Source organism: Halobacillus salinarum (genome assembly GCF_022919095.1).
Taxonomy (GTDB): domain Bacteria; phylum Bacillota; class Bacilli; order Bacillales; family Halobacillaceae; genus Halobacillus_B; species Halobacillus_B salinarum.
This window is the reverse complement of record NZ_CP095073.1, coordinates 1,143,748-1,168,110: the sequence shown is the minus strand read 5'-3', so window position 1 is coordinate 1,168,110 and position 24,363 is coordinate 1,143,748. Positions and strand designations below refer to the sequence as shown.

Below are 24,363 nucleotides of genomic sequence, written 5' to 3'. Positions count from 1 at the left end.
AAAGGATGGTTACTATGAAAAAAAACAACAAGCCTGTCATTGCGATACCCACCGGAGACCCTGCCGGAATCGGACCTGAAATTGTCATTAAATCACTGAAGCAGAAAGAAATTTATGAAATCTGTGATCCAGTAGTTATTGGTGATAGAGACGTCTTAGAAACGATTATGGAAGCGATTGACACCCGCCTGGACATCCACGTTATCAAAAAACCAGACGAAGCCCACTACCAACCGGGCACCCTTCATTTAATCGACCTGGATAATGTAGACATCGCGAGCTATGAAATGGGCCAGGTTTCCGGCATGTGCGGGAAGGCTTCCTATGAATATATTAAAAAAGCACACGACTTAATAGAAAACGACGAAGCGGATGCGATCTGCACCCCGCCCATTAACAAGGAGTCCCTTCAAGCGAGTGAAGATGTTCCTTATATCGACCACACCGCGATGTTATCGGCATTCACGAACTCCCATGACCCGATGACGATGTTTGAAGTGAACGATTTACGCATTTTCTTTTTAACGCGGCACGTTTCTTTAAAAGATTCCATCCCGCTCATGACAAAAGAACGCGTGGAGGATTACCTTGTGCGCTGTAAAGAAGCACTGCAGCTGCTAGGCATTGAAAAGCCTAAGCTTGCGCTTGCAGGATTAAACCCTCATTCCGGTGAAGGCGGGCTGTTCGGAAGAGAAGAAATTGATGAATTAACGCCAGGAATAGAGGCAGCCAAAAAGCAAGGTGTAGACGTCAACGGACCGGTTCCCGCTGATTCCGTTTTTCACCAGGCTGCGAACGGAAAATATGATGCGGTTTTATCCCTCTATCACGACCAGGGACATATTGCAGCGAAAATGTATGATTTCGAACGAACCGTATCAGTGACGAACGGACTTCCATACCTCCGCACTTCCGTCGATCACGGCACGGCTTTTGACATTGCCGGAAAAGGACTGGCTAGCCCTGTCAGCATGGTGGAAGCAATTAAAGCAGCGGCGAAGTACACCCCGTTCTTTGAAAAGCAAAAGGCATAAGAAAACGAGCCCCCTTGGTGTTGAAAAGAGTTTAAACCCTGCCACAGATTCCAAACTCGCGACCCAAGGGAGGACTCTGCCTAGTAGTATAAATGAATTTCTCACGTTTATAAAATAGATCATGACTGTAAAGGAGAGGAAGAAGCATGGAAGCACCAGGCGGACAAATTATTTTAGGTTTGGTCATAGGAATTGCCCTGCTGATTTTTTTAGTTATGAAAACAAAGGTACATGCCTTTATCGCATTAATTGCATCTGCTTCTGTTATCGGTCTTATTGCGGGCATGACTCCTCCAAAAGTCGCTGAAGCAATTACCAACGGATTCGGAGGTACACTTGGATCGATTGGGATTGTCATTGGTTTCGGGGTGATGCTCGGCCGCGTTATGGAAGTCGCCGGAGCCTCTGAACGCCTCGCCTACTCCTTTGTAAGGATGTTAGGAAAACGAAGAGAAGACTGGGCGATGGCTTTAACCGGTTATGTCGTTTCCATTCCGATCTTCGTTGATTCGGCCTTCGTTATTTTAACGCCATTAGTGAAAGCGGTTTCAAAGAAAACAAAGCGATCGGTTATCACGCTCGGCGTAGCCTTAGCCATCGGTCTCGTCGTCACCCACTCCTTAGTTCCTCCTACACCAGGGCCGCTCGGAGTCGCTGGTATTTTTGGTGTCAGTGTAGGGGTTATGATTTTGTGGGGACTCCTCATCTCCGTCCCATTGATTATCGTCGGAGTCCTCTATGCCAAATGGATCGGTAAGAAAATTCACCAGCTCCCAGCTGAAGACGGGGAAGGCTGGGTTCGTCCGGAAAAACCCACAGAAACGTATGAAGAATTCGTCGAGCAGCAGGAAAACAAACACCTTCCTTCTTTGGCTCTATCCATCGCACCTATTCTAATCCCTATTTTATTGATTTTTGCTAATACCGTCGTGACGGCTCAGGATTTAACCAGTGGCATATTCGGGTACATCCAGTTCTTTGGTAACCCGGTTATTGCGGTCGGCATCGGTCTTGTCTTTGCTATTTACACGTTAACGAAGCGGCTAAGCCGCACCGATTCTCTTGATCGGATGGAAGAAGGCATTAAATCTGCCGGCATCATCCTGCTCGTTACTGGGGCAGGCGGGGCGCTTGGGAACGTCCTTCGCGAAAGCGGCTCTGGTGATTACGTAGCCCAATCGATCGTGGACATGTCGATTCCACTCGTGCTGCTGCCTTTCTTTGTATCAAGCTTTGTACGACTCGTGCAAGGGAGTGGAACCGTTGCGATGATAACGGCCGCATCAATCACGGCCCCCATTCTTTCTGGAGTTGATGGGGTCTACATGCCGCTCGCAGCCATTGGAGCGACCACCGGATCTCTGCTGTTCTCTTATTTTAACGACAGCTTTTACTGGGTCGTCAACCGTATGCTTGGCATCCGTAACGCCAAGGAACAAATGATGGTATGGTCGATCCCGACAACCTTAGCATGGCTGACTGCGTTTATTTTGTTAGTGATCTTGTCCATTTTCTTTTAAGAAACAAATAACCCTATTCTATGTAGGCGGCATTCTCCTAAATAGGATAGGGTTTTTCTTACGCTTTCGAAGCATTCGATCACGTTGCTAAGATCATTCCTATTTTGACCCCGAGCGGAATGGAAGCCCATGTCATGACAATAGAGATAAATAAGAACCAGGACACACCTTTTTTAGTATAGATGAACAATCCTATTAAAAATCCGACGGCCCATATACCCATAATTACAAAAAACTCAGGCGCGACAAACGTCTTGTCCGTATAGTTCTCTGCAATGGTGCCCTGGGCAAAAAATAACGAAATAAAGCCTGCTATACATCCACTTATAACGGTATTAACGACAAAAGCTACGGACACCTTCCCCAAGATAAAACACCCTTTCTGTACAACCGCATCCTATATTCCTATGCTTTCCTACAGATTGCTTTTCATTCCATCCCTTAAGAAAAAAACGATTTGTTATCAATAGAGTAGCTAACATAAGGAGCTGTACTATCCTCATTCGTATTTTCCAGCCTGAACCCAAGTTTCTCAGCCACTCTTATCGACCCCTGATTTAAGTAATGGATGTCCGCGATTACTTTTGCCAGCCCGACGGTATCAAAAGCGTGGTCTACAATAGTCTTGGCAGCCTCCGTAGCATACCCTTTTCCCCAATAGATTCTTTTCAGTCTCCAGCCAATTTCAACTTCCGGACCAATCCCATCAGCGGGAATCAGCAGGATCCAGCCCATAAACCGTCTACCATGCTCCTTTGATTCAATGGTCCAGTACCCTAATCCATCTGGATAATCCGCTTCCAATCTCTTGATAACAAATCCTTTATGCTTTTCAAGGTTAGGCTTGGGGCCGTGCAGGACCTCCATGATTTCAGGAATATACTTCACTACTTCTGGATCCTGGTCCATCTCCATGCATTGTTCAATGTCTTCCAACGTTCGTTCCCGCAATATTAACCGGTCTGTTTCAAAAGTCTGCAGCATTTCATTCGCTCCTAAGTAAAAATTGGTTCTTAAATTATATGTACCGGCGGTATCTTAAGGAAAGATAATCTTCCCCTTCAACGTTCCCATACGCATCTTTTTCATGCATAAACTGAAATCCTTTTGCCTCATAAAATGGAATGCCTTTATCATTTCCTTTGAGCACAGACACCCACTGTTCCTTAGACCCCTTTTGAAGCTGTATTTCTGTCAGGTAATTTAAGAGTTGAGTGCCTATGCCTTCTCTACGGCGTTTGGGATCTAAATAGAGTACGTAAATTTCACTTTTTTCAGCGTCAACCATGCCGCCGCCAATCGCTCCTGCTACGTTTCCATCATCTAGTGCTGCGAAATAACCATCCCAGCCCTCTGCTTCACTTAATTCCCGGGTGATCCGGTCATGATTATAAAAGATTTGGTTATTTCTTTTTATATTTTCTAAACTCTTAAGACCAGCGATTGCATCCTGTCTCCCCTCTATGCAAACCCTGGCGATGCCTGCCACATGCTCCGGCCTTCCTCTTTTCACTTCAATCATACTTCTCCCTCCATTCTAAATTATGAATTTTATAGGAAGCTCATCAAATCTGAACGCATTAGTTCTAAGCAGATTTACTGATTTCGATTCATACATCCTGATACGATACGTGTATGGTTAATAAAAAGAAAGGGTGTGTAAAGTGGCGAACGAAAAGCTTTTCTCAAAAACGGAAATCAATAACAATACATTCAAGAATCGATATGTCGTGGCACCCATGACCCGGATCAGCGCTGAACAAGACGGCCGGGCTAATGAACGGATGCGGAACTATTATGAGCGGTACGCGAAAGGCGGCTTTAGTGCCATTATATCTGAAGGAATCTATATAGACGACCGCTACAGCCAGGGCTATGCAGATCAGCCTGGTCTTTCCAGCGCTGAACACGTGAACTCCTGGAAACCTGTCGTTGATGCTGTCCATAAACACAGCGTTTTATTCCTGGCGCAGCTTATGCATGCAGGCGGGCAGAGTCAGGCAAATCGATATACAGATGAAACGATCGCGCCCGCTCCTGTGGCACCAAAGGGAGAACAGTTAGGTTTCTATGGCGGCTCCGGACCTTACCAAACTCCTAAAGCGATGACTGATGAGGATATTCAACAAGTAAAAGAAGCCTTCGTTCAAAGCGCCCTCCGTGCAAAAGAAGCTGGATTTGACGGTGTTGAAATTCATGGAGCCAATGGATATTTGCTGGATGAGTTCTTAACCGACTATTTCAACCAAAGACAGGACTCCTATGGCCCTTCACTAACCAATCGTCTGCGTTTCATTAGAGAAACCATCACGGATATCCGAAACGCCGTCGGTCCTGATTTTGTTGTAGGCATCCGCATTTCCCAAATAAAAGTCTCAGATGCTGAACACAAATGGGCGGAAGGAGAGCAAGACGCAGAGACGATCTTTTCCGAGTTAGGAAAAACTGCACTCGACTACATCCATGTAACCGACAAGGATGCAGCAGCTCCCGCTTTTGGAAATCAAAGCAGAACGCTTGCTCAAGCCGCTAAAGATTTCAGCGGCCTCCCGGTTATCGCCAATGGAAAGCTTGGTGATCCTGAAAAAGCAGAGACCCTTTTAAAAGACAATCACGCCGATTTTGTCTCCTTAGGAACAAGCGCCCTGGCTAATCCAGACTTACCAAACAAAGTGTATAACCACCACGAAATCAAACCCTTTGACTTTGAAAACACGTTGCTTCCTAAGGCATACGTCAAAGATCATGAACTTCAGATGGAAATCATTCATGAAGAAAAATTTAATGGATGCTGTAAGTAATAAGAATATGAAGCTCCCGTCTTTACGAGAAGGGAGCTTTATATTTTTATTGTTATGAATTACCTTTGCCTTCCAGCAAAGTGGTATTCATTTCTAAGGTTGATAAGGATTGATTAAAAAAATTCCATAGATGATGACGAATCCGAGCAGGATGAGTGAAAGACACAAACCAAGGACAGCCAGCAAATGTTTCTCCCTTCTTTTAAATAACGCAATGACGCTCACAATAAATGCAATGGGGGAGCCAATGGGTGTAGAAATGAATAAAATGGTACTTTTAGGTATTATGTACATAAGCACGATGACTACAGCTGGAAGTCCAATAGATAAGTAACTCAGCCATGAATAACGTTTATTCGTTTCCCCGCGCCCCCGGTACCAGGCAAGAGCGACAATCAGGACACCGCATATGAAAAGACCTAAAAAAATCAGATTCAAGACTTCCCCTCCACCCATACATCCATTCCATTTCTATCCATTTTCATTTCTTTCATCATAACAAAAAACGAACTATATGAGCACCTCACTAATGATAGGACCAGTCCCCACTAGTTTATTTATTAAATTTTCCAGACATTTGCCATTGTTGACAGCATCAACCTTTTACACTAAAATGACTTATGAGTCATTTTTGACTAAAAAGTCAAAAAGGAGCGGTATGATGTCTGATCGAATGTCTAAAAAATTCAATCAAAGAAATACGCTCATTTTAAACACAGCTGAAGAGTTAATAAAAACTCACGGTTATCATGAAGTAAAAATGAGTGATATCTCCGAAAAACTTGATATAGCGAAAGGCACGCTGTATTCGCACTACCAATCCAAAGAGCAGTTAGTTTTTTCCATTGTTAAACCGAAAATAGACAGCTTTTTAAGTAGTGTAGAAGAAATCACTGAAAGCACACTTTCAGAAAACAAAAAGGTGATCTCGTTTATTAACGAGGGTTTTCTCAGTGATTTTTTCCATTTTGTTTTATCAAGTTTCCCTGATATGGCTGCCATATTCAATGAAGATCATAACTCTGAACTTGCTTTATCTCAGAGAAGAATTATTTCCAACTTTGAACAAGTTATAGAAGCTGGCAAGAGAAATGCAACTTTTCAAACGAAGGCACCCGCGGATTTTTTGTCGCTGCAGCTGATGCAGCTATTTGATCCTCTGATTTATCAAACCTTAGTATCTTCAGGTACGATGAGTGCTCAAAACTTTGTCAACCAGTCCACTGCTTTTTTTATGAGAGCGATTCATAGTAAAGGAGATTTCTAATCATGAATTATTCCGAATTGAGAACGAAAGCATTTGGGGAAGTATTTTCTGAAAGTGAGTACTCTAGTTTACGGGAGCTGTTGATTCAATCGTACTTGTTTCTCGACGAATCAAACCAATCGGAAGCAAAAAGGCTGTTAGAGAACACATTTGGACTAACAGAACGTGAACTAAATGATAGAACCACAGCATTTAGACGACATCGTTCTAATCAAGCTCCCCTTTATTCTACAGTAGAGATTGCAGAAGAATGGGTGGAAAAATCAAATCAACAAGATATCCCCGGCGTGATCGAATTATCTCATTCAGACATGGAAATTCTGGGGCCAAAAGGTTCGATTCGAGGTAGTCATCATTTAGCGGACTGGTTCAAACGGGCAAATCTTCACCTTTATACCATCCAGCGCTTTGCCAAAGGGCAACATATTGTTTTAGAGCAGCAAGGTACTTGGTATGAAGACAGCGGTCAAATTAAAGGAGAGTCCATCGTATTTACGTACATGAAAGTGAGTGATGAGAAGGTCGCTTTCTTAGCTAGATATGACAACAGGAGTGATGCACTTCAGGCCGGTGGTTTAAGTGAGGAAAATCTGATGAAATAAGGAAATGGCTCTTCTATAGAGCCATTTCCTTCTGTGTTAAAAATTATTTGGTTCAATAAAAGTCGGCAGCTTATTAACCAATCTTATCTCACTAGAAGATCTTCGAGTCCTTTAGTCATTTCAAAAGGGCCAGATTCATTATTAGAGGGAATAACAATTTTCAAATGAGAGTCTGGATAAAATGAGGCTCTAAAGCTGACACCTGGATCATATCCCATCACATGATATTTGTATATGTCCTCATTCCTTTGGTTCATCCAAATACCATAGCCATAATAAATTTCTCCCTTTACGTGAACGTGGGGCATGAGCAGCTGGTGCGTAGTCTTTTCATTTAATAGTTTACAAGCAAATAATGACTCCCATAACTTAACCATATCAGGCGCCGTAACAAAAGCACCTCCATCGGAGCCTCCTAGGATGGGAATCGAATAAATATTCGTTCGCCACGTCTTCTTTTCCTGGTTGTCTATGTATCCGATTGCGGTATTTTTCGGGAGCTGATCCAGTCTAAAATACCCTGAATCTGTCATGGTGCATTTATGGAAAACTTCGGACTCTATATATTCTGTAAAACGTCTGCCAGTTTGTGCTTCAATGATAAGGCCCAGGAGGATATAGCCGGCATTGTTATAATGGAACCTCTCACCAGGGTTAAACTTCATTTGGCCGGATTGAAATAACGGCAGAAAATCTTGAAGCGATTGGATTCGGTAAACCGGGTAGTCCTTCCACAAGTCCTCAAAATCACTCATTACTTCTTCATCAAAATAATCAGGTATACCAGATGTATGAGTTAATAGATGGTGGATGGTGATTTCTTTGTCAAAGGCAGGAAATTCTATCGGTAAGCAATCTGCTAATCGCGTATCGAAATGGATGAACCCTCCCTCAACTAACTGGCAGATTCCAATGGCAGTAAACAGTTTACAACCGGAAGCTGTTCCAAAACGAGTGTCCGGAGTATTCGGACGTTCTTCTACTCTATCTGCAAAACCAAAGGCAGAACTAGCTCTTATCTCCTCATCATCCTTCACATACACCACGCCTGAAAAGTCAATCTTATCGCTCATCTTAGTAATAGTTTCGATCAATTCATTATTTTCTCTCACTCTGCTTCCCCCTCTTAAATTTCAGAACGAACTTTCTCTTACCTTTGTCTTCTTTTTCTTCATCACAATACGAAAATAAATGATTGTGATAGCAAAATAGATCACCATTAGAATAGAGATAAATGTAATGGCTTCGATGATCTCTTCCGTAGAATATTCAGCTTTATAGATTAAAAAATACAGCGGCCATGACAGGTAAGCGATAGTGCCCAGCTGATAAAAAAATCTTTCTTCATTCATCAGAACCCTCCCAATCTCATGACATCTCCTTTTTATTACGATTTAGAACTGGGTCCGTTTCAAAACAGCTCCATGTTTTTAACATAGGAAGCGGACTTTTTCTCAAAGAAACTACTCATCAAGCATAAGAGACTCGTAACGATAAGCATGAATAGTGAGCCAACCATAACAGCGAACTTAATAGACAGTACTTGAGCAGCTAATCCAATAGTATTCAGGATTAGACAGGACGGCAGGTAAAGTATAAATGGGGATAGACCATTTACTTACCCATTTTTCAACATCCCCGCAAGCTCTCGAAGCCGGGCCTGATCTATAATATGATAGTGATGCCCCTCTTTTTGCAAATATCCCTTCTCACAAAACTGGGACAACACGTGTAATAGATGACGATAGGACACACCGAGAAAGTCACAGACCGTGACGTGTTTTTCCTTATAAACGTCTTGGTCCGCAGTCTGCATAATGAAATCAGCGAGCCGGTTTTCCAGTGGGAACGAGAGGCTTTGTGAGTACTTCTCTGCCATTTTACTCGCTTTCACGCTTAAAAACTTCGTCAGCTCACGCAAAAATTTTGTATCCTCGAGCAGTTGTTTTTGAAAACGGGTAAGAGGAATGGCGTAGCAGATCGTTTTTGTTAAGGTTTGGATCCCTTTTGTGTAATGCACGTCATTGACGAGCTCCATTTCCCCGATGTATGCATCGGCATTGATAAAATTAATCAGGGAGCTTTTCCCATTTTGATACGTCACATAGATCTTCGCTTTTCCTTCGACCACATAAAACAGGTAGTCGGGGCGCATGCCCTCTTTAATAATCCATTCATCCCGCGCATATTCATGGATTTCCAAAAATTCTTCTACTGGAAACGAAAACAAATGGGAAATCGAGTGCTTCTGTAAATACTGGCGTCTTTTTTCATTTTTCATTTTTTTCATTTTATCCACCCAAACTATGAGATTTCTCATATTATTGTAGGGTTCTTCCTGATATGATGCAATCATTGGAGGAATCGAACATGAATGTACACCGCTGGATGAGCAGACAATTTATCAGTTTTTACTTAACGTGGGGAATTTTTCTCCCTTATTTTACAGGATGGATGATCCATACGAAGGGAATATCCGTGTCAGAGGCAAGCTTAATTATGAGCTTAGGTCTTATCATCCGCGGACTGTCCACCTTATTTGCTTTTCCACAGCTATCGGAGAAATTCAGCAGTAAATTTTTAATCAATGCGATGGCCATCGGTACTTTCATCGCCCTGCTGTTATCCATCCTGGCAAACTCATTTATGAGTCTGCTGATCGTCGTTTTATTTTTACACTTTTTCTACCCAACTTTGATGCCTGCGTTAGATACTGCAGCAGGTGTACTCGTGCAGCATCGACTGCTGCGTGATTATGGAAAAAGCCGTTCGTGGGGGTCAATGGGGTTTGTCGTAGGCGGATTGATGCTGACCTTGTTTACCGGACAATTTGGTGATGAAGCAATCCTTTGGGCTCTGCTTGTCAGCTTATTTATCTTTATCTGCCTCAGCCTCATGCGAGCACCGGGTGTGTTATCCGAGAAGCCTCAGGTCGAAGAAACAAAAAGAGGCGGGATGCTGAAGGTATTTAAGGTGAAGCACTTTGGCATCGTCCTGGTCATCGTCATTTTGCTGCAGGCCGCTCACGCGTCGTATTACAACTATGGCTATATTTATCTGCAGGAAATCGGAGCGCCGACCTATTTGATCGGAGTCATTATTAATATCGCCGTGATCGCAGAAATCATCTTTTTCATGAAGGCAGACACGACGTTTCGCAACTTCTCTCCGGGCTCCCTGCTCATTTTGGCAGCGCTCGGCTCGACGATCCGCTGGATTCTCGTCTTTGCTTTTCCGAACGTCGTCGTATTCTCAATCGCCCAGGTACTGCATGCCTGTTCATTTGCCATGGGGCATTACGCCTTTATGCAGTACTTAATTAAAAATATTGCCCCGGAAGCAATCCCTAAAGCGCAAGGCATTTACGCTGCCCTCGCCTTAAGCTGGAGCACGGCCGTATTTACTATTTTTGGCGGTTTTCTCTATGAGATCGAGCCTGGTTATGCGTTTCTCGGCATGATCGTCTCTACCATTCCATCTATGCTGGTAGCGATCATTTACAGGAAACTGGAGAAGAAAAGTGAAATAGAAGCTGAGATGGCAGGATAAACGAAAAGGATAAAAAAAGAGCCGGCATCAGGTTCTTTTTTTATTGCATTGTTAAGTAAGAGATTCATACTAAGAGGAAATGCTATTCATTAAAACACTCCTCTATATTCAGCATAATATAAGTACCTCTTCTTCACCACTCTAAAATTTCTCAATTGGCTTTGGGTGGCTCTTTCATTTGGGGGATCCGTTAGTTTATAATCTTTATACCTTTTCCCCATTTCTTCTTCATTATTATGAGCTTTTTCATGAACAATCTGTGATGTAATGGCCGCTATGGGATGACCTTCAAAAAACAGGTGCGTCCTAAGAGCGATTCGTGGTGTTAGATGGAGCAGAATATATAATGAACTTACAAACACGATCAAGGAAACTACAGCAGCTAACAGAGTCCGCCTCCTCAAAAAAACACCTCACTTACTAGTAGAAAGCTAACAAAACAAACCAGGAGATATCTATTCATTGAATAATAGCTTCAAGCAGAGAAACCAAATGAAAGCTCTCGATATGTAGGACGGAACGGTTTCCTTAGCACGTTAATGTTAATTTAGTTCTTTTTATCAAACTGGACTCCATTTAATTTTTCCGGAGAATTCACATACCACTCTGCTATGTAGCCACAGTTCGCACAAAATTGCGTTCGGACCGTGGAAAACTGATTTCCTTGATCCCCGGCCACTCCAATGGAATCCTTAATGTTTCCGTATTTCCAATCGCTGTTCTTACATTTAGGACATTTTTGATTAGATGGGCTTGGTTTATAGAGTTTGTATATGCCTTTTATACCTATGTACATCAACAGAAATGCCCCTGATAAAATAGCCAATACAATAAGGACGCCTGCTATATTTTCTAAAACAATCAATTTATTCCCTCCATTGGATGTCTCTTATTTCTCATGTAGTCCCACTTCCAAGGTTCAAGACCTGCAAATACAAATAAAATTAAATAACTGTTACTCCAATGATGATAAATGAAATACCCATAAGGATAACAACACTTTTAATCAGACCGTAGGGGAAACTATTAAACACTTTACATAAAAGCTCCCACTCCATATCTCCCCTGGCTCCAAACGGAATGTCATCCTTGTAGTCATCTTTTTTCTTCAATCTAAATAAAGCAGCGTACACGATCATTGCTCCCCATACAATAAACAGCCCGCCAATAAGAAGTTCCATCATCGAATCCCTCTCCAATTATGTTTCATTGGTTGTACTTATTCTACGTTCCACGTAGAAATAAGTTTCAAATATATCCCAATTTGTTTTTATGAGCTTAGAACCTGCACATAAATGGGTAATAAAAAAAGAAGGCCGCATCATGCGGCCTTCCCAGGCTGTCGAGAAAGGTCTCAGCAGCTTGATTTTTTGTTTCAATCAAGAAAAGCACGACAAAATGAAATGGAAATCGTAACGATTGAAGAACTTGTGTTAGAAAAAAAACTGTATGCGCTGCTTTATTGCTGTTTGCGTGGAAAAGAAAAAGTAAAGGAACAGGCGCTGATGACAGCTGCCTGTCAGAACATGAAAAAGATTGTCCTCCATCTAACTAGGGTGAGATAGGTGAAGGAAGTCTTTTTCTGTCTTTAAAGAATAGCAAGGAGCGAGGTCCCTTCCACTCCTGCGGAAGAACGAGTGAGCCGAGATCGCCGAGCGTGGGTTTCGCGAGGAAGCTCGGGCGCTCGTCCGCGGAAAGGGAAGGGACAATTGCTCCTCGCGGTAAGAAAACTTGTAGAAAACACGAGGTTTTTCTACAAGCTGAGAAGGCCGCATCATGCGGCCTTCCATTCCATCTTAGTGATGAATAACATCCACAAACTTTTCAGCATCTTCTTTCGAGAAATCACCTGCGATTTGTATTGAACCGCTATTGATGACCGTGTGAATGACCGGAGAAGCGATCTCCGTGTCTCCTAAATAAACATGAATCTTTTCATGCAAATGATCCTTAGTCATTTCTTTAGATGTTTTACCCTGTTTAAAATCTGCCGTGATCACGACTTGCTCTTCTTGCTGCTGGACACTGGCTTTTTCAAAGTCCGAAGCCGTAACGAGAACATCTCCGGCCTCGTCTTTAATGGAAACATGACTGTATTCGTTGTCAATCCTTTGCTGACAGCCTATAAGCAGAAACAGCGTACTCATTAAAACAACGATTACCCGCATTCTTTACCTCCCTTCTTTTTGTGGTGGGTGTGCTAGTAATGTTCCCATTTATATCAGTTTTTTAGAAATCAGAAACGAATTTTTATGTGAATTGCAAAGGATAGTATAGTAAAAAGAGACGGTTAGTCTCTTATATGAAAAGCCCTTGTATCCCAGATAGGAGGTAAACATATGTCCAAAAGGGTCAGCCCTCTGTTAATTCTGACATTATCATTAACTCTTACCTCTTGCTCTAGTCATGAAAAAGAAAGTTCCTCCACCTATGAATCTATGAATGAAGCCATAGATGCTTTTATTCATCATTATGGTTATGAAGACGATTCCGTGCTTCATGTAACCGTAAAAAATGATCATTCCTTCTTGTTAACTAAAGAAGGGAAAGCAATCATCAGCCTCGGTAAGATCGAAGAAACTCAGGGTGATTATTACTTTAGAAAGCTCATTCCAAATCTCGCAATTGATTCCCATGCCGTAAAGGAAAAGGCAGGAGAGCTTTCTTCTTCTAAATTCAAAGACAGCAATGATCGAGAGTATGAATTAATGATTGGAGATCAGAATGAATTCCCTTATCATCTGACAAAGGAAATAACCTTTCAAATTCTGAACTCAAAAAAGCAAAGCCAGGTGAAAAATGTGAGCAGGGTCACTCATGAGAGCTGAAAGAAATCAAGTGACTCATGAACTGCCTCCTATAGCAGGCTTGTTCAACCAGTACCCTCGAAAGGCATAAATAAACATAGATTGGAATTTTTTGAAAAGATTATTGGTTTGTAAGGCTGCTATGCTGTCATAGAATAGAATTCCTCAGCATCAGCTGGGCTGAGGAAGACGGGGGAGCGTACTCTTTTTTCTTCTATTCCATTCATCCATGAAGAAGAATAGGACGGCACAAATCGTGGAAAAAATGAAAACTCTAAAGTCCAGACCATCGAACAAACCAAAAATCGCTGTACAAAGTCCAAAGCCAACATAGATCATAGCAGACACCCCTTTACGTGAAGCAGGAAATCTGCTGGAGACGAGCTCTGCAATAATAGAAACCGGTAATCCGTAACAAAAAACGCCGAGGCAAGTCACGAAAAATACGAGAAGAAATTCTACAACATAGGTAAGATCAAACGAATGGATATCTTGCAAAACCGCCACTCCACTAAATCCAATGGAGAAAATAAGGGCCGTATAAAAAGCAGCTTTGGTTTTTCCATGATCGAACATGATTTTTCTTGCTGTAGGGATCAATAATGTAAGGACAAAAACAGAAAGTAACCCTTTACTAAATGGAAGTATAGGGGAAACAACTATCAGGAACACAACCAATGCCACGGTGAACGCAGGAATGATTGAGTTTTTTGTTAGTACCATTTATCTTCAGCTCTTCTCTTAAAAAAATGACAGTATGTTAACTGCGATATATGAACTCATCTGTTTTCAAATGGATGGTCTCCATCAGCATAAATAAAGCAGGTACACTTTATCATGTGAATAAATGGCACCTGCTTCAGACTAAAAAATGAACAGTCTTTTAACCTATGTAAATCTCGGTTGAATCAACATTCAAGGATGCTATGCAGATCAAAGCCTTTACCTTAAATTCCAAATAAATTTTCCCACCAGGACTTGTCATCTCCGACGCAAATCTTATCCTCGTGATTGGCGTTCCATAGGTTACAGCTCAAATCATAACCTGCTTTCCCTGTTTTAAAATCATTTGCAGAGACAGTGGAGGCTGCACTTACACAAAGAAGTCCTGTAAACACTAATGCGGCAATTTTTTTCTTCATCTGTTCTCTCCTTCCTTACCTTGAAACTTCAGTTCTTTATTTTAATCGTATTCCAACGATTAAACAAGGTAAGGTATCCTAATTACACTCAGCACTTTCTTTTAACTTGCCCTATAAATAAGCAGGTCAGGCGATCAAATGGATTACCGACCTGCTTTCAGCTTTTTTTATAGATGAATGGCTGAAGACATTTGCATTGTTTACTATTTTTATGACAAAAAAGAAGCCCCGAATCGTCTCTCCTTGATCTCCTTACTTGCGAACAACAGGAATCCACATTTCTCCATAAACGACGCCGTCCCGCTGCCCCATTTCAACCGTTGTATTAGGGCCGCCAACGTAAGCTACATCCGTTGCTTCTGGTAAGGCTTCGCCAAAAGCCATGCCCGTAAGCTTTACATTCAGTTCATCAGCCGTTTTGTCTTCCCCTTTCACAACAAGGTATTGCCCTTTAGGAAATTGAATCACCCGCGCTTCTTCTGGTGCTTGCGCTTCTGTCATCACACCAGCATAATGCATCATCTTGTTATTTACCGCTTCGTTCACGGCAAAAATGTAGTCATTGGAGGCCAGGGATTGTAAAGTGTCCAATCTGCCATCTTCACTGACTTCCCGCCAGAACTCTTCCTTTTCTTTGTTTATGCCGGCAAAGTCTCTGTAATCGCTCTTAAGCTCAGTGCCTAAACCGACTACAGTAAAGCTGTCTTTTTCTTCAAGCGTATAATTGGCCATTTCTAAAACCTTCCTTCTACTTTTTTCAAATGATTGTCTTTATCATTTGTTAGGTATATCATATCCTTAAACCATGTCAAAAAATGATACTGTTTAGGAGTCGTCATGAAAAAAGTTGAACGAATCAATATCATTATGCGTTATATCAACAACCGGGCGCACTTTACCATTTCTGAAATCATGCAGGAATTTAACATCTCGCGATCGACCGCGATTAGAGATATTAAAGAGATTGAATCCATGGGAATGCCCCTTGTCGCTGAAGTTGGAAGGGACGGCGGTTATTTCGTTATGCCCAACTCTCTCCTCCCTGACGTCCAGTTTACAGACAGCGAGGTTAAAGCTCTTTTTATAGCCTTTATGGCGACAAGAAACCAGCAGCTTCCTTATTTAAAAAGTCGTCAGTCTTTAGCGGAAAAATTACTTGGCCTGATCTCAGAAAACCAGCAGGATGACCTCGTGCTTTTAAATCAAATTTTGCTTTTTACCGGGACCAATCCCCACAACCCTGATCTTCTCGATCTAGCCGATCTCCCCCATCCGATGTTGGAGAAACTCATCCAAATGCTTCTTTCAGACAGCTATTTATGGATAACTATTAAAGAAGAACAGATCATAAAGTCTTATCCCATTTATCTCCTGCACCTTTATAATGAAAAAAGTTTCTGGCTGATTGAAGGGTTTGACTTAAAGGAGGAAAAGAAGCAGGTGATCCCTGTCAACCATCTTGTCGATGTTGAGCCATACCTGGAAAAAAAGCGATTAAATAAAAGCCAAATAACAGCAAAACTAAACAAGCAGGAAGAAGGGAGCAACCTCGTCCTTGAACTTGGGCCAAAAGCGATTACCCAGTTCAAGAAGTACCACCCCATCAAAGCTTCAATATCCTATACGAACCCTTATCAAACAACAGCTGTGCTAAAGGCCTATATGAATGTGCATCATCCAGAAGAATTGGCCGAAATGACAAATTGGCTGCTTTTTCTTGGAGAGGATATTAAGGTCAGGGAAGTGCCGGAAGAAGTGGCGGCAGGTTTACAACAAAGAATGGATGTATATCTTCAATAAGCAGAAGCAACCGTTTCCCGTAAGCTGCTTACACATTCTGCAGCAGTAGATGCAGCTATGAAACTGACTGCAACTCTTCCTACATTCCAGTTTAACAGACCATTTTATTTGTGCGGAGCTCCATTTTCCTAGGAGATTAAATCGAAAGCTCGTACTCCCACCAATCTATTTTTTCAAACGAAACGAAAACCACGCAGGAATGGAAATCCCTCGTGGTTTTCGTTTCAGCTATAGTGTAGTTGGCACGTCCATTTTTCAGTTTAATAATCCTCCAAATATCAGCGGGACAAAGAAGTAAACAATAATGACTGAAAAGACGATACTGCAAAGATTTAACCAAATGCCTGTCTTCGCCATTTGACTCATTTTTATATAGCCTGTTGCAAATACAATGGCATTAGGCGGGGCAGCCACCGGGAACATAAATGCAAATGTTGCCCCCATGCATGCAGCTACCATAAGTATAATGGGGTCAGTCCCTAATGCAGCAGCTCCTGCAGCAACAATGGGATAAACCATTGTTGAGGTAGCAGTATTCGAAGTAAACTCTGTCAACAGGGTTATGACCGCTATAATTAATCCCACCATGATAAAAAAAGGAATCTCACTAAAATTCACAAGTTGATGACCAATCCATTTATCCAAACCGGAACTTACAATCCCAGCCGCGAGCGCAAGCCCTCCTCCAAACAGCCACAATATCCCCCATGGCAGTTTTAACACGGTGTTCCAGTCTAAGATACTGTCCTTTCTGTTTTTAGATGGGATTAGAAACAAGGCGAACGCTCCAAACAAAGCGATGATGGTGTCATTAATTCCTGGAATGAAATTTTCAAGTACCAGGCTTCTCGTAATCCAAGCTAATGCCGTAATTGAAAATATCGTTAACACAACTTTTTCTTCATAACTCATCTTCCCGAGTTCCTTCAGCTCTTTTTTAATTATTTTTCTTCCTCCGGGAAGATGCTTTATTTCCATCGGGTAAGCGACTTTTACGAGATAAATCCACATGACAGGAATGAGCACGACAACCATAGGAATTCCAAATAACATCCACCGTGCAAAAGAAATGTCTATACCATACAAACGATCAACGGTAGCAGCTAAAATCGTGTTCGCCGGGGCACCAATCAGTGTTCCGAATCCCCCTATTGTTGCTGAATAGGCTGTTCCAAGCATGATGGCGGTACCGAAAGGAAAGTCTCCCGGAGAAAAATCAGCATTTGTAGTGTCCTTTAACAAATCTGCGACATGCTTCGTCACCGCTAAGCTGATCGGTACCATCATCATTGTTGTAGCGGTATTGGAAATCCACATCGACAAAAACCCGGTAGCTACCATGAATCCTAAAATGATCATATTCGGACTGCTTCCGATAAAGGCGATAATCGCGAGTGCAATACGTTTATGAAGGTTCCATTTCTCCATTGTCAGAGCAATCATAAAGCTGCCGGCAAAAAGAAAGATGAGCGGATCTCCGTAGGATGAAGAAACTTCCCCCATCTCCATCACTCCAGTGATAGGGAATAAAAGCAGTGGAAGTAAGGATGTGACTGGAATAGGTAAAGCTTCGGTTACCCACCAAGTAGCAATCCAGCAGATAAGCCCGAGCATCTGGACCGCTTCATTACTCATTCCCTCTGGATGAACAAGTAAAATAATAGAAAGATAGAGCAATGGACCGAGAAGCAAACCGATCCTTTGCACGATGGAGTAATTCCCTGGCTGCGGAGGCTTATCTTCAAATTTTTGTTCGGAGACATCGACTACTTTGCTGGCGGTCGCACTAGATGAGGCTTTCGCGAATAAAAAAGAGGCAGTCTTCTTAATGTCCTGTTTCCACTTATGATCCCAACGCCATAACTGCTCCCAAAATGAATAAAAGTACATTCTTTTTATCCCTTCCTTCCTCCATTTATTGATAACGCTTTCATATTTGAATCATACTTTGCGTATACATTAAAGTCAATATATTTTCGAAAATATCTGTAAAATGCAATAAAAACAAATAAATGTTGACAATAACGTATACATTAATTAATATTTTGAATAGAGGAACAATTTTACCATTTAGGAGGAATCAACGATGAAACATTTTCGCTTAGCAGTCATTCCTGGCGATGGGATTGGGAAAGAAGTCATTAACGAAGGACTTCGAGTTCTGGAACACCTTTCCCAAACATCAAACACGTTCACTTTTGAAAGCGATTACTTTCCGTGGGGCTGTGAATACTACCTGGAACATGGAAAAATGATGCATGAAGATGGTTTAAATAAAATAAAAAATCACGATGCGATTTACTTTGGGGCTGTCGGATACCCAACTGTCCCCGACCATATCAGTCTCTGGGGACTTCGCCTTGCGATTTGCCAAGGTTTTGACCAATGGGCTAATATCCGACCGGTTGAATTTCTGCCCGGAATTGAAGGAAAACTGAACCATCCTGATAAAGAAAAGCTGAATTGGGTACTGGTAAGAGAAAATACCGAAGGCGAGTACTCAGGGATAGGCGGCCGCAACTTCACTGGCAGAGGTCCAGGAAAAGAAGTCGCCGTCCAATCATCCATATTCACAGAAGAAGGCTGTGAGCGAGTCATTAGACATGCCTTTGAGTTAGCGTTGACAAGAGATAGAAAGAAAGTAACGAGCGTAACGAAAAGCAATGCCCAGCAATACGGAATGGTCTTATGGGATGAAGTGTTCCAAAGAGTAAGCAAAGAATACCCGGAAGTCGAAACAGATCAATGTCTTGTCGATGCAATGGCTGCAAACTTTGTGCTGCATCCTGAAGATTTGGAAGTCGTCGTTGCTTCAAATCTCCATGCAGATATCTTATCTGATCTTGGAAGTGCGCTGTCAGGAAGTCTCGGGCTTGCTCCAAGCGCAAACCTGCACCTTGATGGCCGCTTCCCTAGTATGTTTGAATCCGTACATGGCTCTGCCCCTGATATCGCCGGCCAGGGAATTGCTAATCCTATCGGAACGATCGGAAGTGCCGCTTTAATGCTCGAACACTTAGGATTACCTGAGGAAGCAAAGCTGATCAATGATTCAATTAGGGCTGCGACAAAAGATGGAATCTTAACCGCTGATATCGGCGGCAATAATTCAACGAAGGAAGTAACCGATTCAATTATTGCCCACATTTCAAAAATGTACGCCAGCGTGTAATACTCAGCACACTAAAAAGAGGGCGAGCCCTCTTTTTAGTTTCCCTACTTGTTATAATGGTTAGAAAGACAAAAGATGAAGTGGTGAATTATGAAAGATCAAACTACGAAAAATACAGCATCGTCGATTAACATCCAAAAAGTTCAGGAAGACTTGGAACCGATTATCATGAATGTCACTGAGAGAAAACTTCCTCTTCGCGCGTATCAAATACTCCGATTAGCCATTAGAAACTTAAAATTATTGCCGGGTAAAACCATTTTGGAAAGGGAAATAGCAGAGGTTCTCGGAATGAGCCGCACGCCTGTTCGAGAAGCTTTAATTCGTCTGCAGACCGAAGGCGTTGTGAACCTTATCCCGAGAAAAGGCTTTAAAATAGAACCGATCGAAGAGAGAGATTTGCGTGAAATTTATGAAGTGGTAGAAATGCTCGAAGGATTAGCTGCCAAGCTTGCAACAAATACCACGAGTGAAGAAGAGATCTTGAATTTAGAATGGCTGATCGAACAACAAGAAAAAGCAATCAATGAAAAAGACTTAGAAGAATGGGCAAGGCTGGATAATTTATTCCATTTTAAAATTATTGAGTTTGCTGAAAATAAAAGACTTTCTAACGTAATAGAAGTCCATGCTGATCAATTGTACAGAGCCCGCTTGCTGACTATCAACAAACGTCCTTTACCTTTTCAATCTATAGTCGAACATCGCGCTATTGTAGCCTGCATGAGAGCGAGGAATGGTGACGCGGCCCAAGCCTCTATGCAGTCACATAGAAAACGGGCAAGGACCGAAATTCTTACCGCTTTACAAGACCAATATGAATAATAGCAAAAGGTCTTTCTTACGCTAGTTGGAAGGACCTTTCTTATTTTTACCCTCTCACCCTATTACGTGAATTCCAGGCTGGCCAATAAGCAACGCATGAGTTTTGATCAACCCCCCCTCTCCGTTCATTTCTTTACCCCATTGATTCTCTCATTTACACCTATTACGAACGTTTTTCTCGATCATTTTACTCATCCTAATTACCCTTTCAATAACGACATCACAAATGTAGAAGGAAAAGAACTAATTTCTAAAGAAAAAGATTAGGTAAAAACTGTAACTTCCACTGCAGATGAAACGAGTTATCTATGAGAAAGTTAAAGAGGGGGAATGAAATGGAAAAGAAAAACAGTCACATTGAGGAAGTTGAAAAGTACTTCGATCTATACCACGTAGATGTTTTTCAATTCTTAATTACATTCACAGGCAATAAAAGCGATGCAGAAGACTTAACTCAGGAAACATTCATGCAGCTGATAAAAGCTGAGCGTACACTTCAGAACATAGAAAACCCAAAGACCTGGATATTGTCCATCGCGAAACACAAGGCCATTGATCAGTACCGGAAGAGAAAGTTTCTTATTTTCTTTCAGGAAAAATTGTTACATCAGATTCCGAGTCCCTTACCTTCTCCTGAAGAATTGAGCGGGAGAGAAGAAACCAAAGCAGAGCTCTTGAATAAAATCAATGCTTTGAAAGCTAATTACCGCTTAGTAGTTATTCTAAGAAGCATTAATGAACTTACCGTTGCTGAAACGGCTGCTGTTCTGAATTGGAGTGAAAGTAAAGTGAAAACAACCTACCACCGTGCGATTAAGCAATTAAAAGAAAGCCTGAAGAATTACTCGATTGAAAGGGGGATCTACCATGAAAATGCATGACGACCTTCAACAAAACTTGCAGGAATTAAAAGCATCAGACCCTTTAAAGCCAGATCCAGCTTTCATACAAGAAACGAAAACTATGTTAGCAAGCAAAAACTATTCAGGCAGAAGCAACAAAAGAATTCCTTTGGTGAGCTTTGCGTTATTCATTCCTATTTGTACTTTATTCCTTCTTTCCATTGATTTTTCAACGATTACGAATAACTCTTCATCATCTTCATGGTTCCAATCGTCCCTTGCTGATAAGAAAAATACTCACTTTTATATTTATCATACTCATTCTTCAGAATCTTTTTTACCAGAGTTAGATGAAACCGACCCTGCTAAGGCGTTTGATGAGAACTCAAATATAATAAAGGTTGGAGACTACTTAGCTTCATATTTAGAAAAGGAAAATTTTGAAGTGTTTCATGACGAGACTAACTTCATGGATATTGCGATCAAGAAAGATAAAAGTTTCCAGGAACTTTACGGACTATCCAGAAAAAACTTAACGAATTTCTTGGACAACACAGAGCTTAACAAGGAAAACATCATTTTTTTAGATATCCACAGGAATTCATTAGATAAAGAAACCACCACGTCTACCATGAATGGGAAAACTTCAGCTAAGATCACGTTTGTTGTCTCAAAACTAAGTTATTATTATGAAGACAATCACAGGTTAGCCAAGAATCTAAATGATAAAATAAATGATCAGTATCCTGGTTTATCAAGGATCATCACGAAGGAAAAGGCAATCACGGAAGCCGGTGCTTATAATCAGGATCTATCCCCTAACACATTGTTGATTAATATTGGGGGAGCAGAGAATACACTGAAAGAAGAAAAAAGAACAGTTAACATCCTGGCGAATGCACTAGACAGCTTAGTTGAATAAATACTCTTTAAAAACGCTCGGATTGTACTGGGCGTTTTTTTATGCATAAGAAATGGACCTTGTTTTTTAATTTTTACTCTAAGCCAGAATGGCGGATAGAGAGCAGACTTGTCACGCAACCTTTGACTAAAAGAATTACTTGTGATTAGCGGCAATCCACCGCTTGATTGCCCTGATTTGCCCGCGGTGATTGATTTCATCCTCTAAAACATGGAACCACAGATAGTAGTTATTGTATGGTGTGCCGTTATCCCAAACTCTTTCTTCAAATAACCACTCTTCTGTAAAGTGCTCGAATGTACGCAATGTTTGTTCTCTAACTTGGGCTAACTCATAAAGATAATACTCTACACCATTTTTTCTTATCTGTGTTCTAGCTTTTGAGCCAAGTTCTAAAGCCGTCTGCCATTTTTTTAGTTCCTCCTTATGTAGATCCCGATTTTCAAATGAAATGATCTGATGAACAAATTCGATAGAAGCTATATGCAGCAGCAGACTGCCGATTGTATTTGAACCCTCATCCACTAAATAATCCAACTCATAATCATTTAAATCTTTAACTTCTTCCAGCGTCACTGCCCTGGTGTGATCCAACATAGACGCAAGTTCCCCTATTCTCCCTGCAAACCTCTCGACGCTCTTTATTCTATAATCAATCATCCAATACCCTCCTGACTAGTTTATAATCAGGCTATCAGTATATGGATAATAAACCAGTCTGATAATGTACAAGAATACATGCTATAATGAAATCAGACATAGGAAAGAGGCAAACCAAGTACTTGGTTTGCCTCTTTTATGAGTTCTCCCGCTCATCGGTCGATATAAAATTCTACGTCTCCGAATGAATGACCGACTGGTTTGTCCATATCATAGACTTCAGATGACAAACTGCTGTAATACCCTAACAAACTTCCACCCCTTTTTTTGTGCAGTGTTTATTATTATTTTATTAAAAAATTGGCAGCAAGATTCACCTGCTCTTCTTGTGTGAAAAGAAAATATTGATTGAAGATACATGGAGTTTTCAGATCATCTGTTACGTGCCAGACAAATAAAAAAAGACGAAAGCTAAAGGTAGCTTCCGTCTTTCCTTGTCCTTTTAAAGATTCTTTGAGTTTTTAGGATCCGCCGCTTTGCTGCCAGCACCTTCAGATTTATACTTCTCTTTAATTGCGTTTTCGTCTTCAACAGAAGTTTTCTTCTTACGCTTCCGCTCGTAATAAACATTCAGGGCAACCAATCCACCGGCAATGATTAGTAACAATAACACCCACCACATCATAATAAAAACCTCCTGAAGGTTATTAGCCTATTATCCCTAAAATGCCCGAATTCGCGAATATTATTAACTTTATGGTAAATCAAATTCTTACCTAAATATTATCACAATTTTCTTTATTTTCATACAACTAATCACTTGTCATTAACTATTTTGCATTCATAGAATATACAAGGTTATCCGTCCACTCGTTGTACTCGTAAATAAATCCTTTCCGCGTACATTCATAAATCATGCCTGCCGCCTCTGCCAACCGAATGGAAGGCTTATTATCGACGTTGATGTGAGCCTCAATCCGGTGGTAATCAAGGTCGTCAAAGGCTATTTTCAGACCCGCTTGGACTGCCTCTTTACCATAACCCTGTCTCCAGAATTGGTTATGAATCCTGTAACCTAACAAACCCCACTGAAATTCTTCCCTTATAATCGTTGAAAGCTCAACTTTACCAATATGCTTCTCGTCCTCTTTTCGAAAGACCCCAAATACATAGACTTCATCCTGTGCAGCTAATGCTTGAAATTTAGTAACAACATCATCAAACTTTTTCTGCGTCCATTCGTTCACATCCAGACTGTCGCCGTCATATTTGTACTGCGATGAAAATCGGTCGCGAAACCCTTCTAGCCACCGCTCATAGTCGTCGTTCTGTAACGGTCTTAAAATCAATCGTTCAGTCTCTGATTGAAGGTGCATTTCTTTCGTTTTCAATGGGTTAGCTCCTCTGCGTGGAAAATTTTTTAATCCTCGTTTTTACTTGATTAGACTCATTGAGAATATATGCCATAAGCCTTCACACC

At 41.4% G+C, this 24,363-nt stretch carries 31 protein-coding genes and 1 pseudogene; 13 read left to right on the top strand and 19 right to left on the bottom strand.

Annotated elements, in window-relative coordinates; all coding sequences use genetic code 11:
- The first annotated feature begins 14 nt into the window (after nucleotides 1-14).
- Together pdxA and MUN89_RS06040 are read left to right on the top strand one after the other, a co-directional pair.
- On the top strand, nucleotides 15-1,034 hold the full coding sequence (pdxA, locus tag MUN89_RS06045) for a 4-hydroxythreonine-4-phosphate dehydrogenase PdxA (RefSeq protein WP_244712276.1): 1,020 nt from the start codon (nucleotides 15-17) through the stop codon (nucleotides 1,032-1,034).
- Nucleotides 1,035-1,180: 146 nt separating this feature from the next.
- Nucleotides 1,181-2,554 (top strand): GntP family permease, encoded by a 1,374-nt coding sequence (locus MUN89_RS06040; protein ID WP_244712275.1) that lies wholly within the window; start codon nucleotides 1,181-1,183, stop codon nucleotides 2,552-2,554.
- Nucleotides 2,555-2,633: 79 nt separating this feature from the next.
- Here MUN89_RS06040 and MUN89_RS06035 read toward each other — a convergent pair whose 3' ends face one another.
- From MUN89_RS06035 to MUN89_RS06025, 3 genes are all read right to left on the bottom strand, one after another.
- Entirely contained in the window at nucleotides 2,634-2,921 is a 288-nt protein-coding gene (locus MUN89_RS06035; protein WP_244712274.1) for a hypothetical protein, read from the bottom strand.
- Nucleotides 2,922-2,995: 74 nt separating this feature from the next.
- Nucleotides 2,996-3,538: a GNAT family N-acetyltransferase gene (locus MUN89_RS06030; protein WP_244712273.1), complete on the bottom strand. Its 543-nt coding sequence runs from the start codon at nucleotides 3,536-3,538 to the stop codon at nucleotides 2,996-2,998.
- A gap of 34 nt (nucleotides 3,539-3,572) precedes the next feature.
- Nucleotides 3,573-4,076 (bottom strand): GNAT family N-acetyltransferase, encoded by a 504-nt coding sequence (locus MUN89_RS06025; RefSeq protein ID WP_244712272.1) that lies wholly within the window; start codon nucleotides 4,074-4,076, stop codon nucleotides 3,573-3,575.
- A 142-nt stretch (nucleotides 4,077-4,218) separates the two neighbouring features.
- On the opposite strand from MUN89_RS06025, the gene MUN89_RS06020 reads away from it, so the two are divergent.
- Nucleotides 4,219-5,355 carry an oxidoreductase gene (locus MUN89_RS06020; RefSeq protein ID WP_244712271.1) on the top strand — a complete coding sequence of 379 codons (1,137 nt, stop codon included), beginning with the start codon at nucleotides 4,219-4,221 and terminating at the stop codon, nucleotides 5,353-5,355.
- A gap of 93 nt (nucleotides 5,356-5,448) precedes the next feature.
- Here MUN89_RS06020 and MUN89_RS06015 read toward each other — a convergent pair whose 3' ends face one another.
- The gene (locus MUN89_RS06015; protein WP_244712270.1) at nucleotides 5,449-5,793 is read right to left on the bottom strand and encodes a hypothetical protein; all 345 of its coding nucleotides are present in this window, start codon (nucleotides 5,791-5,793) and stop codon (nucleotides 5,449-5,451) included.
- Between the two features lie 235 nt (nucleotides 5,794-6,028).
- Here MUN89_RS06015 and MUN89_RS06010 point away from each other — a divergent pair, with 235 nt between their 5' ends.
- On the top strand, nucleotides 6,029-6,622 hold the full coding sequence (locus tag MUN89_RS06010; protein ID WP_244712268.1) for a TetR/AcrR family transcriptional regulator: 594 nt from the start codon (nucleotides 6,029-6,031) through the stop codon (nucleotides 6,620-6,622).
- Between the two features lie 2 nt (nucleotides 6,623-6,624).
- Complete coding sequence (locus MUN89_RS06005; RefSeq protein WP_244712266.1) at nucleotides 6,625-7,224, top strand: hypothetical protein; 600 nt, start codon at nucleotides 6,625-6,627, stop codon at nucleotides 7,222-7,224.
- A gap of 83 nt (nucleotides 7,225-7,307) precedes the next feature.
- Here MUN89_RS06005 and MUN89_RS06000 read toward each other — a convergent pair whose 3' ends face one another.
- The 3 genes from MUN89_RS06000 to yeiL form a co-directional block, all read right to left on the bottom strand.
- Complete coding sequence (locus tag MUN89_RS06000) at nucleotides 7,308-8,297, bottom strand: serine hydrolase domain-containing protein (protein WP_244713594.1); 990 nt, start codon at nucleotides 8,295-8,297, stop codon at nucleotides 7,308-7,310.
- 60 nt (nucleotides 8,298-8,357) lie between these two features.
- The gene (locus MUN89_RS05995; protein ID WP_244712264.1) at nucleotides 8,358-8,576 is read right to left on the bottom strand and encodes a hypothetical protein; all 219 of its coding nucleotides are present in this window, start codon (nucleotides 8,574-8,576) and stop codon (nucleotides 8,358-8,360) included.
- A 266-nt stretch (nucleotides 8,577-8,842) separates the two neighbouring features.
- Nucleotides 8,843-9,514: a transcriptional regulator YeiL gene (gene yeiL / locus MUN89_RS05990; protein ID WP_244713591.1), complete on the bottom strand. Its 672-nt coding sequence runs from the start codon at nucleotides 9,512-9,514 to the stop codon at nucleotides 8,843-8,845.
- An 80-nt stretch (nucleotides 9,515-9,594) separates the two neighbouring features.
- Here yeiL and MUN89_RS05985 point away from each other — a divergent pair, with 80 nt between their 5' ends.
- Nucleotides 9,595-10,773 (top strand): MFS transporter, encoded by a 1,179-nt coding sequence (locus MUN89_RS05985; RefSeq protein ID WP_244712263.1) that lies wholly within the window; start codon nucleotides 9,595-9,597, stop codon nucleotides 10,771-10,773.
- 89 nt (nucleotides 10,774-10,862) lie between these two features.
- Here the strand turns inward: MUN89_RS05985 and MUN89_RS05980 are convergent, their stop codons facing one another.
- From MUN89_RS05980 to MUN89_RS05970, 3 genes are all read right to left on the bottom strand, one after another.
- Nucleotides 10,863-11,135 carry a hypothetical protein gene (locus MUN89_RS05980; protein ID WP_244712261.1) on the bottom strand — a complete coding sequence of 91 codons (273 nt, stop codon included), beginning with the start codon at nucleotides 11,133-11,135 and terminating at the stop codon, nucleotides 10,863-10,865.
- A 185-nt stretch (nucleotides 11,136-11,320) separates the two neighbouring features.
- Nucleotides 11,321-11,638: a hypothetical protein gene (locus MUN89_RS05975; RefSeq protein WP_244712260.1), complete on the bottom strand. Its 318-nt coding sequence runs from the start codon at nucleotides 11,636-11,638 to the stop codon at nucleotides 11,321-11,323.
- 79 nt (nucleotides 11,639-11,717) lie between these two features.
- On the bottom strand, nucleotides 11,718-11,957 hold the full coding sequence (locus MUN89_RS05970; protein WP_244712258.1) for a hypothetical protein: 240 nt from the start codon (nucleotides 11,955-11,957) through the stop codon (nucleotides 11,718-11,720).
- Between the two features lie 111 nt (nucleotides 11,958-12,068).
- Here MUN89_RS05970 and MUN89_RS05965 point away from each other — a divergent pair, with 111 nt between their 5' ends.
- A complete protein-coding gene (locus MUN89_RS05965) occupies nucleotides 12,069-12,338 on the top strand; it encodes a hypothetical protein (RefSeq protein ID WP_244712256.1) in 270 nt (89 codons plus the stop codon).
- Nucleotides 12,339-12,569: 231 nt separating this feature from the next.
- On the opposite strand, the gene MUN89_RS05960 is transcribed toward MUN89_RS05965, so the two are convergent.
- Nucleotides 12,570-12,941: a SecDF P1 head subdomain-containing protein gene (locus tag MUN89_RS05960; protein ID WP_244712254.1), complete on the bottom strand. Its 372-nt coding sequence runs from the start codon at nucleotides 12,939-12,941 to the stop codon at nucleotides 12,570-12,572.
- Between the two features lie 270 nt (nucleotides 12,942-13,211).
- Between MUN89_RS05960 and MUN89_RS05955 the strand changes: the two genes are divergently transcribed.
- Nucleotides 13,212-13,601, top strand: a complete 390-nt coding sequence (locus MUN89_RS05955; RefSeq protein ID WP_244712252.1) for a hypothetical protein — start codon at nucleotides 13,212-13,214, stop codon at nucleotides 13,599-13,601.
- 150 nt (nucleotides 13,602-13,751) lie between these two features.
- Here MUN89_RS05955 and MUN89_RS05950 read toward each other — a convergent pair whose 3' ends face one another.
- The 3 genes from MUN89_RS05950 to MUN89_RS05940 form a co-directional block, all read right to left on the bottom strand.
- Nucleotides 13,752-14,303 carry a hypothetical protein gene (locus MUN89_RS05950; RefSeq protein ID WP_244712251.1) on the bottom strand — a complete coding sequence of 184 codons (552 nt, stop codon included), beginning with the start codon at nucleotides 14,301-14,303 and terminating at the stop codon, nucleotides 13,752-13,754.
- A 224-nt stretch (nucleotides 14,304-14,527) separates the two neighbouring features.
- Nucleotides 14,528-14,722 (bottom strand): hypothetical protein, encoded by a 195-nt coding sequence (locus MUN89_RS05945; protein ID WP_244712249.1) that lies wholly within the window; start codon nucleotides 14,720-14,722, stop codon nucleotides 14,528-14,530.
- Between the two features lie 252 nt (nucleotides 14,723-14,974).
- Entirely contained in the window at nucleotides 14,975-15,454 is a 480-nt protein-coding gene (locus tag MUN89_RS05940; RefSeq protein ID WP_244712247.1) for a GyrI-like domain-containing protein, read from the bottom strand.
- 105 nt (nucleotides 15,455-15,559) lie between these two features.
- On the opposite strand from MUN89_RS05940, the gene MUN89_RS05935 reads away from it, so the two are divergent.
- A complete protein-coding gene (locus tag MUN89_RS05935; protein ID WP_244712245.1) occupies nucleotides 15,560-16,522 on the top strand; it encodes a helix-turn-helix transcriptional regulator in 963 nt (320 codons plus the stop codon).
- Between the two features lie 255 nt (nucleotides 16,523-16,777).
- On the opposite strand, the gene MUN89_RS05930 is transcribed toward MUN89_RS05935, so the two are convergent.
- Nucleotides 16,778-18,412: an SLC13 family permease gene (locus MUN89_RS05930; RefSeq protein ID WP_244712244.1), complete on the bottom strand. Its 1,635-nt coding sequence runs from the start codon at nucleotides 18,410-18,412 to the stop codon at nucleotides 16,778-16,780.
- Nucleotides 18,413-18,608: 196 nt separating this feature from the next.
- Between MUN89_RS05930 and MUN89_RS05925 the strand changes: the two genes are divergently transcribed.
- The 4 genes from MUN89_RS05925 to spoIIP all read left to right on the top strand — a co-directional run bounded on the left by MUN89_RS05925 (nucleotide 18,609) and on the right by spoIIP (nucleotide 22,283).
- Nucleotides 18,609-19,694 (top strand): tartrate dehydrogenase, encoded by a 1,086-nt coding sequence (locus MUN89_RS05925; RefSeq protein WP_244712242.1) that lies wholly within the window; start codon nucleotides 18,609-18,611, stop codon nucleotides 19,692-19,694.
- A gap of 90 nt (nucleotides 19,695-19,784) precedes the next feature.
- Nucleotides 19,785-20,519: a GntR family transcriptional regulator gene (locus tag MUN89_RS05920; protein ID WP_244712240.1), complete on the top strand. Its 735-nt coding sequence runs from the start codon at nucleotides 19,785-19,787 to the stop codon at nucleotides 20,517-20,519.
- A 335-nt stretch (nucleotides 20,520-20,854) separates the two neighbouring features.
- The gene (locus tag MUN89_RS05915) at nucleotides 20,855-21,400 is read left to right on the top strand and encodes an RNA polymerase sigma factor (RefSeq protein ID WP_244712238.1); all 546 of its coding nucleotides are present in this window, start codon (nucleotides 20,855-20,857) and stop codon (nucleotides 21,398-21,400) included.
- A complete protein-coding gene (spoIIP, locus tag MUN89_RS05910; protein WP_244712236.1) occupies nucleotides 21,387-22,283 on the top strand; it encodes a stage II sporulation protein P in 897 nt (298 codons plus the stop codon). Before MUN89_RS05915 ends, spoIIP begins: the two co-directional genes overlap by 14 nt.
- Before the next feature lie 135 nt (nucleotides 22,284-22,418).
- Here spoIIP and MUN89_RS05905 read toward each other — a convergent pair whose 3' ends face one another.
- The 4 genes and pseudogenes from MUN89_RS05905 to MUN89_RS05890 all read right to left on the bottom strand — a co-directional run bounded on the left by MUN89_RS05905 (nucleotide 22,419) and on the right by MUN89_RS05890 (nucleotide 24,259).
- Complete coding sequence (locus MUN89_RS05905; RefSeq protein WP_244712235.1) at nucleotides 22,419-22,943, bottom strand: DinB family protein; 525 nt, start codon at nucleotides 22,941-22,943, stop codon at nucleotides 22,419-22,421.
- A 155-nt stretch (nucleotides 22,944-23,098) separates the two neighbouring features.
- Nucleotides 23,099-23,194 (bottom strand): annotated as a pseudogene (locus MUN89_RS05900) (class I SAM-dependent methyltransferase); the annotation flags it as partial.
- Nucleotides 23,195-23,385: 191 nt separating this feature from the next.
- Nucleotides 23,386-23,568, bottom strand: coding sequence for a hypothetical protein (locus MUN89_RS05895; protein WP_244712233.1), 183 nt, complete (start codon nucleotides 23,566-23,568; stop codon nucleotides 23,386-23,388).
- 145 nt (nucleotides 23,569-23,713) lie between these two features.
- A complete protein-coding gene (locus MUN89_RS05890; protein WP_396266097.1) occupies nucleotides 23,714-24,259 on the bottom strand; it encodes a GNAT family N-acetyltransferase in 546 nt (181 codons plus the stop codon).
- Nucleotides 24,260-24,363 lie beyond the last annotated feature (104 nt).